12 protein-coding genes are annotated in these 14824 nt (G+C 62.8%); 5 read left to right on the top strand and 7 right to left on the bottom strand.

Going from position 1 to position 14824, the window contains the following annotated elements; translation table 11 throughout:
• Positions 1-39 precede the first annotated feature (39 nt).
• From VJS90_RS21450 to acs, 4 genes are all read right to left on the bottom strand, one after another.
• Complete coding sequence (locus VJS90_RS21450; RefSeq protein WP_324123635.1) at positions 40-738, bottom strand: ABC transporter permease; 699 nt, start codon at positions 736-738, stop codon at positions 40-42.
• A complete protein-coding gene (locus VJS90_RS21445) occupies positions 735-1424 on the bottom strand; it encodes an ABC transporter permease (protein ID WP_324123634.1) in 690 nt (229 codons plus the stop codon). Before VJS90_RS21445 ends, VJS90_RS21450 begins: the two co-directional genes overlap by 4 nt.
• Before the next feature lie 90 nt (positions 1425-1514).
• Positions 1515-2300, bottom strand: a complete 786-nt coding sequence (locus VJS90_RS21440; protein ID WP_324123633.1) for an ABC transporter substrate-binding protein — start codon at positions 2298-2300, stop codon at positions 1515-1517.
• 548 nt (positions 2301-2848) lie between these two features.
• The gene (acs, locus tag VJS90_RS21435; protein ID WP_324123632.1) at positions 2849-4810 is read right to left on the bottom strand and encodes an acetate--CoA ligase; all 1962 of its coding nucleotides are present in this window, start codon (positions 4808-4810) and stop codon (positions 2849-2851) included.
• A 415-nt stretch (positions 4811-5225) separates the two neighbouring features.
• Here acs and VJS90_RS21430 point away from each other — a divergent pair, with 415 nt between their 5' ends.
• Positions 5226-5483, top strand: a complete 258-nt coding sequence (locus VJS90_RS21430; RefSeq protein WP_324123631.1) for a DUF2790 domain-containing protein — start codon at positions 5226-5228, stop codon at positions 5481-5483.
• Between the two features lie 79 nt (positions 5484-5562).
• On the opposite strand, the gene VJS90_RS21425 is transcribed toward VJS90_RS21430, so the two are convergent.
• Positions 5563-7122 carry a sigma-54-dependent transcriptional regulator gene (locus tag VJS90_RS21425; RefSeq protein WP_324123630.1) on the bottom strand — a complete coding sequence of 520 codons (1560 nt, stop codon included), beginning with the start codon at positions 7120-7122 and terminating at the stop codon, positions 5563-5565.
• 259 nt (positions 7123-7381) lie between these two features.
• On the opposite strand from VJS90_RS21425, the gene phhA reads away from it, so the two are divergent.
• The 3 genes from phhA to VJS90_RS21410 all read left to right on the top strand — a co-directional run bounded on the left by phhA (position 7382) and on the right by VJS90_RS21410 (position 8839).
• Positions 7382-8170: a phenylalanine 4-monooxygenase gene (phhA, locus tag VJS90_RS21420; protein ID WP_324123629.1), complete on the top strand. Its 789-nt coding sequence runs from the start codon at positions 7382-7384 to the stop codon at positions 8168-8170.
• 40 nt (positions 8171-8210) lie between these two features.
• Positions 8211-8567, top strand: a complete 357-nt coding sequence (locus VJS90_RS21415) for a 4a-hydroxytetrahydrobiopterin dehydratase (RefSeq protein WP_324123628.1) — start codon at positions 8211-8213, stop codon at positions 8565-8567.
• 140 nt (positions 8568-8707) lie between these two features.
• The gene (locus VJS90_RS21410) at positions 8708-8839 is read left to right on the top strand and encodes a hypothetical protein (RefSeq protein WP_324123627.1); all 132 of its coding nucleotides are present in this window, start codon (positions 8708-8710) and stop codon (positions 8837-8839) included.
• Between the two features lie 108 nt (positions 8840-8947).
• Here the strand turns inward: VJS90_RS21410 and ydiJ are convergent, their stop codons facing one another.
• Entirely contained in the window at positions 8948-11968 is a 3021-nt protein-coding gene (gene ydiJ / locus VJS90_RS21405) for a D-2-hydroxyglutarate dehydrogenase YdiJ (RefSeq protein WP_324123626.1), read from the bottom strand.
• 149 nt (positions 11969-12117) lie between these two features.
• On the opposite strand from ydiJ, the gene VJS90_RS21400 reads away from it, so the two are divergent.
• Positions 12118-13002, top strand: a complete 885-nt coding sequence (locus VJS90_RS21400) for a LysR substrate-binding domain-containing protein (RefSeq protein WP_324123625.1) — start codon at positions 12118-12120, stop codon at positions 13000-13002.
• A 6-nt stretch (positions 13003-13008) separates the two neighbouring features.
• On the opposite strand, the gene VJS90_RS21395 is transcribed toward VJS90_RS21400, so the two are convergent.
• A complete protein-coding gene (locus VJS90_RS21395; RefSeq protein ID WP_324123624.1) occupies positions 13009-14427 on the bottom strand; it encodes an amino acid permease in 1419 nt (472 codons plus the stop codon).
• Positions 14428-14824: the final 397 nt, after the last annotated feature.

The raw sequence follows: 14824 nt of genomic DNA, 5'->3' as shown, positions 1-14824 counted from the left end.
CCCGGGCCTTGGCCCAGAGCGTAATGAAAGGCGCGGTCTTCACGACTTGCGCGGCGCCAGGTAGCCGAGCCAGCGGCGTTCGGCCAGCTTGAACAGGCGCACCAGGATGAAGGTCAGGCACAGGTAGAACGCGCCCGCCGTGATGTAGGCCTCGAACGGCAGGTAGTACTGGGCATTGACCGTGCGCGCCGCGCCCGTGATGTCGATCAGGGTGACGATCGACGCCAGGCTGGTGGTCTGGAGCATCATGATCACTTCGTTGCTGTACTGCGGCAGCGCACGGCGCATGGCCGAAGGCAGCAGGATGCGCCGGTACATCTTGACGCGCGACATGCCCATTGCCTTGGCGGCCTCGATCTCGCCATGCGGCGTGGCCTTCAGGCTGCCGGCGATGATTTCGGCGGTGTAGGCGCTTGTGTTGACGGCAAACGCCAGACACGCGCAGAACGTGGCGCTCGACAGCCAGGGCCAGAAGATGCTCTCGCGCACGACTTCGAACTGGGCCAGCCCGTAGTAGATCAGGAACAGCTGCACCAGCATCGGGGTGCCACGGATCACGTAGGTGTACAGCCAGGCCGGGAGATTGACCAAGGGCCGCTTCGACACCCGCATCAGCCCCAGCGGAATGGCCACCAACAGGCCGAAGAACAGCGACAGCGCCAACAGCTTGAGGGTGGTGAGCAGCCCGCCGAGGTACAGCGGCATTGCCTCCCAGACCACGTTGTAATCGAACATCATAGTTCAGCCACCCTTACGCCTGCCGAATAGCGTTTCTCGAGGTAACGCAGGGCGAGCAGCGAGACACTGGTGATCACCAGGTACATCGCCGCCACCGCCAGGAAGAAGGTGAAAGGCTCGCGGGTAGCATCCGCCGCCTGCTTGGCCTTGAACATCATGTCCTGCAGGCCGACCACCGAGATCAGCGCCGTGGCCTTGGTCAGGACCAGCCAGTTGTTGGTGAAGCCCGGAATCGCCAGGCGGATCATCTGCGGCACCATCACCCGGAAGAACACCTGCACGCCGCTCATGCCATAGGCCAGGCCGGCCTCGGCCTGGCCCTTGGGGATGGCCATGAACGCGCCGCGGAAGGTCTCCGACAGGTACGCACCGAAAATGAAGCCCAGGGTACCGATACCGGCCATGAGCGGATTGAGATCGATATAGTCGTCGTGGCCCAGCAGCGGCGCGACGCGGTTGAGCACATCCTGGCCGCCATAGAAGATCAGCAGGATGAGCACCAGATCCGGAATACCACGGATTACCGTGGCGTACATATCGCCCAGCCAGGCCAGCCAGCGCACTGGCGACAAGCGCAGCGCGACACCGATCAGACCGAGAACGACGGCCAGGGCCATGGACGACAGGGCAAGTTGCAGCGTCAGCCACGCCCCGTCGAGGATGACTGCCCCGTAGCCTTTCAACATGATGAGGTCCTCGACCTTGGAAATGAAAAAATGGTGCAAACCGCAGATTCTCTGCTGTTTGCACCATTGCACAGATTTTATCCGACGGTCTTACTGGGCGTCAGGCCCGTAGATGTCGAAGTTGAAATACTTGTCCTGGATGGCCTTGTACTTGCCGTTGGCGCGGATCGCGTCGATGGCGGCGTTGAGGCGCTCGACGTTGGCCGTGTCGCCCTTGCGCACGGCGATGCCGATGCCGTCGCCGAAGTACTTGGCGTCGGTGAAGGCCGGACCCACGAACGCGAAGCCCTTGCCGGCGTCGGTCTTCAGGAAGCCGTCTTCAAGCAGGGTGGCGTCGGCCACGGTGCCGTCGAGGCGGCCTGCCGCGACATCCAGATAGATTTCGTTCTGGGTGCCGTAAGGCACCACGGTGGCGCCCTGGGCCCCGAAGACTTCCTTGGCGAAGCGGTCGTGGATCGAGCCGCGCTGCACGCCGATCTTCTTGCCCTTGAGCTCGGCCAGGCTGTCGCTCACGGTCGCGCCCTGCTTCATCACCAGGCGCGCCGGGGTCAGGTAGTAGCGCTTGGTGAAGTCGACCGACTTCTTGCGGTCTTCGGTGATCGACATCGAGGACAGGATCGCGTCGATCTTGCGCACCTTCAGCGCGGGGATCAGACCGTCGAATTCCTGCTCGACCCAGGTGCACTTGGCCTTCATCTCTTCGCACAGGGCGTTGCCGATGTCGTAGTCGAAGCCCGCGATGCTGCCATCAGGCTGCTTGAAGGCAAAGGGAGGATAGGCCGCTTCGATACCGATTTTCAGCGGTTTCTCATCGGCCAGCGATGCCAGGGAAAACACAGACAGCGCCAGTGCGCCAAGCAGTGCGAGTTTCTTCATCTGGTAACTCCATGGAAATGGGTACAACGCGAGCCGCAGGGTCAAGACCAAGGTCCTGGACCACGAACGAGAGAGTGGCATTTTAGCGACACCCCGGACGTCGATATTTCTTCAAAGCGACAACTATGTATAGAAGCGCTTGAAACCGCGGCGGGCGATATTGACAGCTCCAGCGTGATATGCAAGAGCAAAAGGAAAACAACCTGATACCGAAGCAATAACTGCGCCTATTATTCGCAAAGCCTTGTAATCCGGCAAGTCTGGTGTGCCAGCAGCGGCAAATTGCTGCAGGTTCGCACCGGGATGAGGCGGGAGTGTTTCCCTATGCCCCGAGTGAGGGCGATGGGGGGTGACATCGCTGAATATCGAGGTAACAAGGTTTTTCCACAGCAAGAAACCCGCCAGAAGGGGCGGGTTTCTCGGTAGGTCTCAGGTTTCGGCGGTGCCCCCTTCGCTGGCAAGCCAGCTCCCACAGGTACGGCGCCGTGCCTGGGCTCAGCGCTGTACCTGTGGGAGCTGGCTTGCCAGCGAAGGGGGCACCGCAAATCCTATGCCGAAACCCGGCTCATCTCCTTGTGGGTATCAATCAAGTGCTGCACCACCCCAGGATCGGCCAGCGTCGAGATATCACCCAGCGCGTCATACTCCGCGGTGGCGATCTTGCGCAGGATGCGCCGCATGATCTTGCCCGAGCGGGTCTTGGGCAGCCCGGGCGCCCACTGGATGACATCCGGCGAGGCGATCGGGCCGATCTCCTTGCGCACCCAGTTCTTCAGCTCGATCCGCAGGGCTTCGTTCGGCTCCTGGCCGGCATTAAGGGTGACGTAGACATAGATACCCTGCCCCTTCAGGTCATGCGGCACGCCGACCACCGCGGCTTCGGCAACCTTGGGGTGGGCAACCATGGCGCTCTCGATCTCCGCGGTTCCCATGCGGTGGCCCGAGACGTTGAGCACGTCGTCGACCCGGCCGGTGATCCAGAAATAGCCATCTTCGTCGCGACGCGCGCCGTCACCGGTGAAGTACATGCCGCGGAAGGTCTTGAAGTAGGTGTCGACGAAGCGGTCGTGGTCACCGTACAGCGAGCGCGACTGGCCTGGCCACGAATCGAGGATCACCAGGTTGCCTTCGGCGGCGCCCTCGATCAGGTTGCCCAGGTTGTCCACCAGCGCAGGCACCACGCCGAAGAACGGACGGGTCGCCGAACCTGGCTTGAGCGCGGTCGCGCCCGGCAACGGGCTGATCAGGATGCCGCCCGTCTCGGTCTGCCACCAGGTATCGACGATCGGGCAACGCGCCTTGCCCACGGTCTGGTGGTACCAGTTCCAGGCTTCCGGGTTGATCGGTTCGCCCACTGACCCTAGCAGGCGCAGGCTGGAGCCGTCGGCGCCGGCCACGGCAGCCTGCCCTTCGGCCATCATGGCGCGGATCGCGGTCGGCGCGGTGTAGAGGATGTTCACCTTGTGCTTGTCGACGATCTTCGACACGCGGGTGATGTCCGGGTAGTTCGGCACGCCCTCGAACAGCAAGGTGGTGGCGCCGTTGGCCAGCGGCCCGTAGACGATATAGCTGTGGCCAGTGACCCAACCCACGTCCGCCGTGCACCAGTAGACATCGCCCGGGCGGTAGTCGAACACGCGCTCGTGGGTCAGCGCGGCGTACACCAGGTAGCCGCCGGTGGTGTGCAGCACGCCCTTCGGCTTGCCGGTGGAACCGGAGGTGTAAAGGATGAACAGCGCCTCCTCGGCGCCCATTTCCTTCGGCGCGCAGTGGCTGGAGGCGACCTTCATGAGGTCTTCGTACCAGATGTCGCGATGCTGGTGCCAGGCGATGTCGCCGCCAGTGCGCCTGCACACGATGATCTTCTGCACGCTGCTGGTTTCAGGGTTGGTCAGCGCCAGGTCGACGTTGGCCTTGAGCGCCGTGCGGCGGCCGCCCCGCAGCCCTTCGTCGGCGGTGATCACCACTTTGGACTTGCAGTCGATGATGCGCCCGGCCAGGGCTTCGGGCGAGAAGCCGCCAAACACCACCGAGTGGATCGCGCCGATGCGCGCGCAAGCCAGCATGGCGACCACGGCCTCGGGGATCATGGGCATGTAGATCGTCACCACGTCGCCCCGATGCACGTCCTGGCCGCGCAGGGCGTTGGCGAACTTGCACACTTGCTCGTGCAGCTCGCGGTAGGTGATGTTGCGATGTTCGGAAGGGTCGTCGCCTTCCCAGATGATCGCCAGCTGGTCGCCGCGCTCTTCGAGGTGGCGGTCCAGGCAGTTGTAGGAAACGTTGAGCGTGCCGTCGGCGAACCACTTGATGTCGACGTGGTGGTCGTCGAAGGAGGTCTGCTTGACCTTGGTGAACGGCTTGATCCAGTCCAGGCGCTGAGCCTGCTCACGCCAGAAGCCGTCGGGGTTGATCACCGATTGCTGGTACATGGCCTTGTAGGTGGCCTCGTCGGTCAGGGTGGTTGCCGCGACCTCGGGACGAACGGGATACAGTGGAGCCGCACTCATCTGTGATACCTCGGTGTAATAGTTGTTTTTGTATGGAACCGTTTGTAACTGTACCAGCGCGGCAAAAGCCATTCGACGATGGTAGTAGCGGCACATTCACCTCCGGCAACACCACGACCGCGGTCACTCCAGAGCGGGCCAGCCCACGCGCCAAGCGGTGTTGCGGGAAATAGCCCAAGGCGATTGTTACGGATTTTGTCAAAAGGCAAAAAAACTTTATCAAAAGGCCATCTGTTTCATCTTCAAGGCGAGGCATAAACTTCATCTCGCCAACACGGCACAGCAATTAACTTCCGGTAATACTCCCCACGACGGCACGTTAATCTCCGGATAACCGTGAACATCCACTCTGATGCACGCTGCGGCGCCACAAGCGCCGCGCACTTTCTCACGACCTTAGACAGGTAAATTGAACATGAAAGCGTTACTGGTACTGGTACTTGGCGGTCTTTGCAGCGCGGCGATGGCCGACGAAGCTGCACAAGCGGCCGGGCAGATTCCGGTTGAACAGTACAACTACTCGCAGCACCTGGACATCGCCCGCGTCCTCTCCATGAGCGAAGTGCCAAACGTGTGCGAAGTGGTGCCTGCCCGCATGACCTACGAAGACTCCAAGGGACAGAAGCACGTTCTCGAGTATCGCGTGATGGGTAACGGCTGCTCCAACGGCTGATCGTCGAGTTGCATCGCTATTCTGCCGGAAGTTGCAGCGTTAATATCGCACGCAACTTCCGCGACCTCGAAATACCTTACTATTCCACCGACTTGTTCAGCGCGTGATCGCGCAACTTGTTGGCAATGGTCGTATGCGATACGCCCAGGCGCTTACCCAATGCCCGGCTGGTCGGAAATTCGGCCATCAATTGTTCAAGCACGGCTTTTTCGAAGCGCCCGACAATGTCTGCCAAGTTTCCCTCAAGCGAGAATTCCCCCAAAGGCTGGCGAACACCGTAGTCGGGCAGCCGGACATGCTCGACTTTCACTACACCTCCTTCGCACAGCGACACAGCCTGGAACAGCACGTTTTCCAGCTGGCGAACGTTGCCTGGCCAGTGGTAATGACTCAGCCGCTCCATCGCTGCGGGCGCCAACCGCGGCAGCGCGCAGCCGATCTGCCGGCTCGCCTGGTCGAGGAAATGCTCCACCAGTGGACCCAGCCCGTCGAGGCACTCGCGAAGCGGCGGGATGTTCAGTGAAAGCACATTCAGGCGGTGGTAGAGGTCTTGCCGAAACTCGCCCCGGGCGCACAGCTCCGACAGGTCGACCTGGGTCGCGCAGATGACGCGCACATCGAGGTAGACCTCCTCGTCGCTGCCTACGCGACGGAAGCATCCGTCCTGCAGGAACCGCAACAACTTCACCTGCAGGCGCGGGCTCATTTCGTCCACGCCGTCCAGAAACAGCGTCCCGCCCGCCGTGAGTTCCAGCAACCCAAGCTTGCCCTCGGCCCGCGCGCCCTCGAACGCCCCCGGGCCGTAGCCGAACAGCTCGGTCTCGGCCATGGACTCCGGCAGCCCCGCGCAGTTGAGCGCCATCAGCGGTGCCTGTCCACGCGGACTGGCAAGGTGACAGGCGCGTGCCAGCAGCTCTTTGCCGGTGCCGGTCTCGCCTTCGATCAGCAACGGGGCATCCAGCGGCGCCATGCGCCGTGCCTCGCGGACCACCGCGGCCATCACCCGTGAACTCTGGAAAATGCTGTCGAACCCGCGCAGCTCCTGCTTGCGCACGTGGTAGATGCGCTCGCCGATCCGGTCGGCACGGTGCAGAGTGAGCACCGCGCCGGCCAGTGCTTCGCTTTCGTCATGCTCGGACTGCAGGGGCGCGATGTCGGCCAGGAACACGTCGCCCCTGACCTTGACCCGCAGGCCATTGATTCGCGACTTGTTGGCCCGCACCAGCTCCGGCAGGTCGAAGTCTTCGGCATAGCGCGACAACGGCAGCCCTGGCACTTCGTCGACCCTCACCCCCAGCAACTGCGCCGCCGCACGGTTGGCCGCGACGATGCTGCCACTCATGTCGATCGACAGCACCGGAAACTCCAGCGCGCCCAGCAGGGCATTGAGCTCCATGTGCCGACGCTCGCTGGGCATCAGCCCCACGCGCTTGACGCCAAACACGCCACCGATCGACTCGAACTTGGGCCGCAGCGCCTGGAACTGCAGGTTGATGAGGTTCGGGCAGTGAAGGTAGATGGCATTGCCGTGCTCGCCGCCGACCTCGCCACGCGCCACGTTGATGCCGTACTCCACCAGCAGGTTGAGGATGTCGCGCAGAATGCCGATGCGGTTCTGACAGTGCACTTTGATACGCATGCAAGGTCTCGGAAAGGAGAAGGAAGGCCTGATTATTTCACTCTCGCGCCGAAAAGTCGTAAAGAATCCATGACAGATTATCGCCCCTTCAGTGAGAATTTCTGGATACCGAGCAAATCTGTAAAAATATCGTTACGAAAACGCGCTGGTCCGGGCGCCATTCCTGCCTGCGAGGCCATGCCAATCCGCCAAATCGTGATCAACACTGGAGTTATCGGCGTGAACCTATAACAACAAAGCCTTCACCCAGGAGAGCAGCATGAAACACACGCAATACGTGGCTCTGGAGCCCGATGCGCAGGGTTTTATCGACTACCCGCAGCAGGACCATGCGGTGTGGAACACCTTGATCACCCGTCAGCTGAAGGTGCTCGAAGGCCGGGCGTGCCGGGAGTACATGGATGGCATCGAGCAGCTAGGCCTGCCCCATGACCGCATCCCGCAGCTGGGCGAGATCAACAAGGTGCTGGGCGCCACCACCGGCTGGCAGGTTGCCCGTGTGCCGGCGCTCATCCCTTTCCAGACCTTCTTCGAATTGCTGGCCAGCAAACGCTTTCCGGTGGCGACGTTCATTCGTACGGCCCAGGAGCTCGACTACCTGCAGGAGCCGGACATCTTCCACGAGATCTTCGGGCACTGCCCACTGCTGACCAACCCCTGGTTCGCCGAATTCACCCACACCTACGGCAAGCTCGGCCTCAAGGCGAGCAAAGAGGAGCGCGTCTACCTGGCGCGGCTGTACTGGATGACCATCGAATTCGGGCTGATGGAAACGCCGGAGGGCCAGAGAATCTATGGTGGCGGCATTCTCTCCTCGCCAAAGGAGACGGTGTACAGCCTGTCCAGCGAGCCCGAGCACCAGGCCTTCGACCCGCTCGAAGCCATGCGCACGCCTTACCGGATCGACATCCTGCAGCCTCTGTACTTCGTGCTGCCAAACCTCAAGCGCCTGTTCGACCTGGCCCACGAGGACATCATGGGCATGGTTCGCCAGGCCATGCAGATGGGTTTGCACACACCGAAGTTTCCACCCAAGGTAGCCGCCTGAGCCGTTCTGCCTGACAACAACCCCCAACTGGAAAAACACCATGACTGCCTTGAATCAAGCCCACTGCGAAGCCTGCCGCGCCGACGCCCCGAAAGTGACCGATGACGAGCTGGCGGTGTTGATCCGCGAGATCCCGGACTGGAACATCGAGGTCCGCGACGGGCACATGGAGCTCGAGCGGGTCTACCTCTTCAAGAACTTCAAGCACGCCTTGGCGTTTACCAATGCCGTCGGCGAGATAGCCGAGGCCGAGGGTCATCATCCCGGGCTGTTGACCGAGTGGGGCAAGGTGACGGTGACCTGGTGGAGCCATTCGATCAAAGGGTTGCACCGCAATGACTTCATCATGGCGGCGCGCACCGACGAGGTCGCGACAAACGCCGAAGGGCGCAAGTGAGCTGCCACAGGTGGGCCCGACCGGCGACGGGGAAAAAATTCATACTGTCATTCTGACTGCTGTATCCTGCCCCAGCTTTTCGAAGCCTTCACGCGCCTGGCGCAGCCTTACCATTTCTCACACTTGCGAGGAACGACGAGATGCATGAGATCCCGAATCTTCCCTTCCCAAGCCTGAAACCTGAAGAGCAGTCCGTTGCCGCTCACCACGCCGAAACCGCTCCATCCGTCGAGCAGACTGGCGACGACAAACCCAGCGCCGAACAGGAATAACCGCGCACCCCAGCGATTGTGTGAAAACGGCTGACCTGCGGAACACCGCCGTCAACACGTTTTCACACCGTCCAGAATCACCGCCGCGACACCCCTCCTCCACGCACTTCAGCGCTGGGCATACTGCAACACCACCTCCAACGGATGACGCAACTGACGATCCGCCAGGCGCTTGACCTGACTGCGGCACGAATAGCCCGTGGCCAGCGCTTCGCCCTGCTTGTCCAGCTTGGTCGCCCATGACTGCTCGAAGATGGTCCGGGAACTGTCCTGGTTGCGCGCTTCGTGGCCGTAGGTGCCCGACATGCCGCAGCAGCCGGTGGCTTCGGTGACCAGTGTCAGGCCCAGGCGACCGAATACCTGCTCCCACTGACGGGTACTGGTCGGCACGTTGGTCTTCTCGGTGCAGTGGGCCATCAGGCGGAAGCTGCCCGAAGCGGCCGCGGCCTGCTCGGGCAGCACGTCGACCAGCCACTCCTGGGGAAGCAGCACCTTCGGGCAGCCCTCGAGCCCGTCGACCTTCTGGTACTCCTGGCGGTAGACCAGGGTCATCGCCGGGTCCAGGCCCACCAGCGGCACGCCGCAGTCGGCCAGGGCCTTGAGCTGGCTGGCATTGCGCACCGCGGCCTTGGCGAATGCGCCGAGGAAGCCCTGCACATGCAGCGGTTTGCCGTTGGCGCTGTAGGGCGCCAGGAACACGCGATGGCCCAGGCGGTGCGCCAGCTCGATGAACGCGGCCAGCAGCGGCGTCTCGAAGTAGCGGGTGAAGGCATCCTGCACCAGCACGATGCTGCGCTCGCGCTGGGCGGCGCTGAGTTCGCGCAGCGCCGGCACGCTGGCCACGCCGACGCGGCAGCGGGTCAGGGTCGACTGCAGGTTGAAGCGGCTGATCAGCGGGCTGTCGACCATGCCGACCTGGTCGGCCAGCAGCTTGCTGACCCACTTCGAGCCCATCACCGCGTTGTACAGGCCAGGCGCATGGGCCATGTAGGGGATGGTGAACTCCAGCGAGCCGATCAGATAATCACGCATCGGGCGCTGGTAGCGGCCGTGGTAAAGCTCGAGGAAGCGTGAACGGAATTCAGGCACATTGACCTTGATCGGGCACTGCCCCGCGCAGGACTTGCACGCCAGGCAGCCGGCCATGGCGTCGTACACCTCGTGGGAAAAGTCCTCCTGACCTTGCTCGCGGCCACGGTTGTTACGCAGGCGCGCAGGCAACCCCTTGAGCCAGGAGGTGCGCTTGCGCGCCGCGGCCAGCACATCGATGTTGGCCGCGCCCTGCAGCCGCAGCCACTCGCGAATCAGCGACGCGCGTCCTTTCGGCGAATGCTGGCGCTCACGGGTCGCCTTCCACGAAGGGCACATGGCATCGTTGGGGTCGTAGTTGTAGCAGGCGCCATTGCCATTGCAGTGCACCGCGCTGCCAAAGCTCTGCCAGACGCGCTCGTCAATGGTGCGGTCAAGGTCGCCGCGCAGGGTTACTTCGTTGACCTTGATCAGGCCCTCGACGTTGCCTGGCGGGGTGCAGATCTTGCCCGGATTGAGCTGGTTGTGCGGGTCGAAGGCGCCTTTCAGGCGCTGCAACGCCGGGTACAGCGCGCCGAAGTACTCAGGCACGTATTCCGATCGCAGGCCTTTGCCGTGCTCACCCCAGAGCAGGCCGCCGTAGCGCTTGGTCAGCGCCGCGACCGCATCGGAAATCGGCTTGACCAGCGCGGCCTGCGCGGGGTCCTTCATGTCCAGCGCCGGGCGTACGTGCAGCACGCCGGCGTCGACGTGGCCGAACATGCCGTAGGCCAGGCCATGACCGTCCAGCAACGCACGGAACTCGGCGATGTAGTCCGCCAGTTGCTCGGGCGGCACCGCGGTGTCTTCCACGAAAGGCTGAGGCCGCACCTCGCCTTCGACGTTGCCGAGCAGGCCGACAGAGCGCTTGCGCATGACATAGACACGGGTCACCGCTTCGGACCCTTGCGCCAGGGTATGGCCCAGGCGCTCGACGCTGGTGTCCGCCTGCAGATGCGCGACAAACGCCTGCACCCGCGCATTCACCTCCTCGGGCTCATCGCCGCAGAACTCCACCAGGTTGATGCCCAGGGTCGGCCGGTCGGCGTCAGCGGGGAAATACTCGGCAACGCTGTGCCAGACGATGTCCTTCATGGCCAGCATCAGCACCTTGGAATCCACGGTCTCGATCGACAGCGGCTTGTGCGCCATCAAGGCATTGGCGTCGCGCAGGGCATCCATGAAACTGCTGTAACGCACGTTGACCAGCACCGCGTATTTCGGGATCGGCAGGACATTGAGCTTGGCCTCGACCACGTAGCCCAGCGAGCCCTCGGCACCGCACAGCACGCTGTTGAGGTTGAAGCGGTCCTGCTCGTCGCGCAGATGCGCCAGGTCGTAGCCCGTCAGACAGCGATTGAGCTTGGGAAAGGTGCTTTCGATCAGATCGGCCTGGGTCTGCTGGATGTCACGGGCAGTGCGGTACACCTCGCCCACGCGGCCCGGCGCGGCGCAGGCCTGCTCCAGCGCCTCATCATCGATGGGCAGGCTGTGCAGGCGCTCGCCCCCAAGCAGCACGCTGTGCAGCTCGAGGACGTGGTCTCGGGTCTTGCCATAGGTGCAACTGCCCTGCCCGCTGGCATCGGTATTGATCATGCCGCCGACGGTGGCGCGGTTGGAGGTGGACAGCTCCGGGGCGAAGAACAGCCCATGGGGCTTGAGCGCGGCATTGAGCTGGTCCTTGACCACCCCCGCCTGGACCCGCACCCAGCGTTCTTCGACGTTGATCTCGAGGATCTTGTTCATGTGCCGCGAGAGGTCGACAACGATACCGTCGGTCAGCGACTGGCCGTTGGTGCCGGTACCGCCGCCACGCGGGGTCAGCCTGACCTCGCGAAAGCGTGGTTCGCCCATCAGCGTGGCGATCCGCGCCACGTCGTCGGCATCCAGCGGAAACACCGCAGCCTGCGGCATGCGCTGGTAGATGGAGTTGTCGGTGGCGAGCACGGTCCGGGTGCCATAGTCGGCACTGAGCTGGCCCTTGAAGCCGCTGGCACGCAGGGCTTCGAGAAAATCGGGGTAGTGGGCGGCAGGTGCGGTGGTCGGCAGCTGGGCGATCATCAAGGGATGCCTCTTTTATCGGCTAATTCACGGAAAACCTGTCAACGCGGCATGAATCTGTCAGGCGCGGATGACGAATGAGTCAATGTTCCTGTAGTTTGCGTACGAGGGCAAACGGATAATCCTGCCGCTATTGATGACTTTTGTGAATGAATTACCGCCACCTGACCCCATCGATGTCGCTGCTGCTGGCCTTCGAAGCAGCTGCCCGGCACGAAAGCTACACCCGCGCCGCCGTCGAACTGTCACTGACCCAGAGCGCGGTCAGCCGCCAGGTGCAGGCGCTGGAGCAACAGCTCGGCCTGACCCTGTTCCGCCGCGAGGGGCGCCAGGTGCAACTGACCGACGTTGGCCGCCTGTACCAACGCGAGATGAGCGAAGCCCTGGGACGCATCCGCAGCGCTACCCTGCAAGCGCTGGCCTACCAGTCCGGCGTCGGCACGCTGCGCCTTGCAACCCTCCCGACCTTTGGCTCGAAATGGCTGTTGCCGCGTCTGCATGATTTCTACGCCGCGCACCCAGGCATGCTCGTGCATATTCATTCGCGCATTGAAGCCATCAATTTCGCCACCAGCGAGATCGACGCCGCCATCGGCGTGGCGAGCGGGGACCTGCCAGGGCTGGTCTGCCATCGCCTGCATGCCGAGGAGCTGGTGGTGATCCTGCCACCGGCGGCGGCGCGGGCGGGCGAGGACTGGAGCCCGGCGCGGATCAGCGAGCAGGTGCTGCTCAACGTGGCCAACAATCCGCATGCGTGGGGTGAGTGGTTTTCCCATCATGGCCTGGCGCACCGCTCAATGCGGCTGGGGCCGAGCTTCGAGCTGACCTCGCACCTGATCCAGGCGGTGCGTGCCGGAATCGGGATCGGGCTGGTGCCCAGGATCCTGGTGGCGGAGGAACTGGCGAACGGCGACTTGTTCAGCGCCGGCGTGCCGTTCGCCAGCCAGCGCAGCTATTACCTGATGTATCCGCCGCGCAACGAGGCGTTACCATCGTTGCGGGCGTTTCGGGGGTGGTTGCTGGATCAGATTTGAGGGGAGTTACTCGGCCACCGGCTTCACCACCCCATTACCCCGCGCAGCACGCCTGTTCTTCAACAGGTAGAACCCATACATCACCACCAGCCACACCGGAATCGCATACACCGACACATTGATCCCCGGGATCAGCAGCATGATGCCCAGGATCAGCACCACGAAGCCCAGGCACAGGTAGTTGCCATAGGGATACCACAGCGCCTTGAACAGCGGCTTCTGGCCTGTGCGGTCAAGGTGCTGGCGGAACTTGAGGTGCGAGTAGCTGATCATCGCCCAGTTGATCACCAGCGCGGCAACCACCAGCGACATCAGCAGCTCCAGCGCCTGCTTGGGCATGAAGTAGTTGAGCAGCACGGCCACCAGCGTGACCACGGCCGAGGCCAGGATCGAGCGCACCGGCACGCCACGCTTGTCGATCTTCGCCAGGCCCGCGGGAGCGTCGCCCTGCTCGGCCATGCCGTAGAGCATGCGGGCATTGCAGTAGGTGCCGCTGTTGTACACCGACAGCGCCGCGGTCAATACCACGAAGTTGAGCAGGTGCGCCGCGACGTCACTGCCCAGCAGCGAGAACACTTGCACGAACGGGCTGCTGCCGTAGCTGCCACCCGCGCCATCGATGCTGGCCACCAGGGCGTCCCACGGGGTCAGCGACAGCAGGACCACCAGGGCACCGATGTAGAAGATCAGGATGCGGTAGATGACCTGGTTGATCGCCTTCGGGATCACGGTTTTCGGCTGGTCGGCCTCGGCCGCGGTAAAGCCGAGCATCTCAAGGCCGCCAAACGAGAACATGATGATCGCCAGGGCCATGACCAGCCCGCTGACGCCATTGGGGAAGAACCCGCCGTGTTCCCACAGGTTGCTGACCGAGGCCTCGGGACCGCCGCTGCCGCTGACCAGCAGGTAGCTGCCCAGGCCGATCATGCCGACGATGGCGACCACCTTGATGATCGCGAACCAGAACTCGGTTTCGCCGAACACCTTGACGTTCATCAGGTTGACCGCGTTGATCAGCACGAAGAACACCGCGGCTGTCACCCAGGTCGGGATCTCTGGCCACCAGTAGTGGATGTACTTGCCGACCGCCGACAGTTCCGACATGCCCACCAGGATGTACAGCATCCAGCAGTTCCAGCCGGACAGAAAGCCCGCGAAACCACCCCAGTACTTGTGGGCGAAATGACTGAAGGAGCCGGCTACCGGCTCCTCGACAATCATTTCGCCGAGCTGGCGCATGATCATGAAGGCGATGAAGCCGCAGATGGCATACCCCAGGATCATCGACGGCCCGGCGGACTTCATCACACCGGCCGAACCCAGGAACAGGCCGGTACCGATGGCCCCGCCGAGGGCGATCAACTGGATATGACGATTTTTCAGGCCGCGCTTGAGCTCGCCTGACTGCGTGTTTTGTCCACTCATGAACGAAGTCACCTGCTTGTTTTGATCTGTGACGGGATCGGACCCACCGCGCTCGTGGCGCAGCGGAATGAGCAAGGTAAGGGTTACCTTGGATTCTTGGACGGGTGGGGTTCAGCCGTGCGCGAGCGCGGGGCGGATCAACCGGGAGTCAGCAAGAGTGCGCGGTACGCATTGGGGTCACAGGTAAAACGCGGCGCATTGTATACCCCTGCGCACGCGCAGGAGTCAACGCGTTGCGTATTTGTCTGACGACGAGACGCACCGGTCCTGGGGAATGGGCAAAGCCTGGGGGAATGAATGGCGTACATTGCGCCTCCGATTCTTGTTATCGGGGGTATCACACCGTGAATGCGGGCTTGGGGCAATACAGGCGGGTGGGCGCGGAGAGAGCGCACAG

It is taken from the genome of Pseudomonas sp. (assembly GCF_035277045.1).
In the GTDB taxonomy this organism is placed as follows: domain Bacteria; phylum Pseudomonadota; class Gammaproteobacteria; order Pseudomonadales; family Pseudomonadaceae; genus Aquipseudomonas.
The sequence above is the reverse complement of the archived record's forward strand: the minus strand, read 5'-3'. Positions and strand labels throughout refer to the sequence as shown.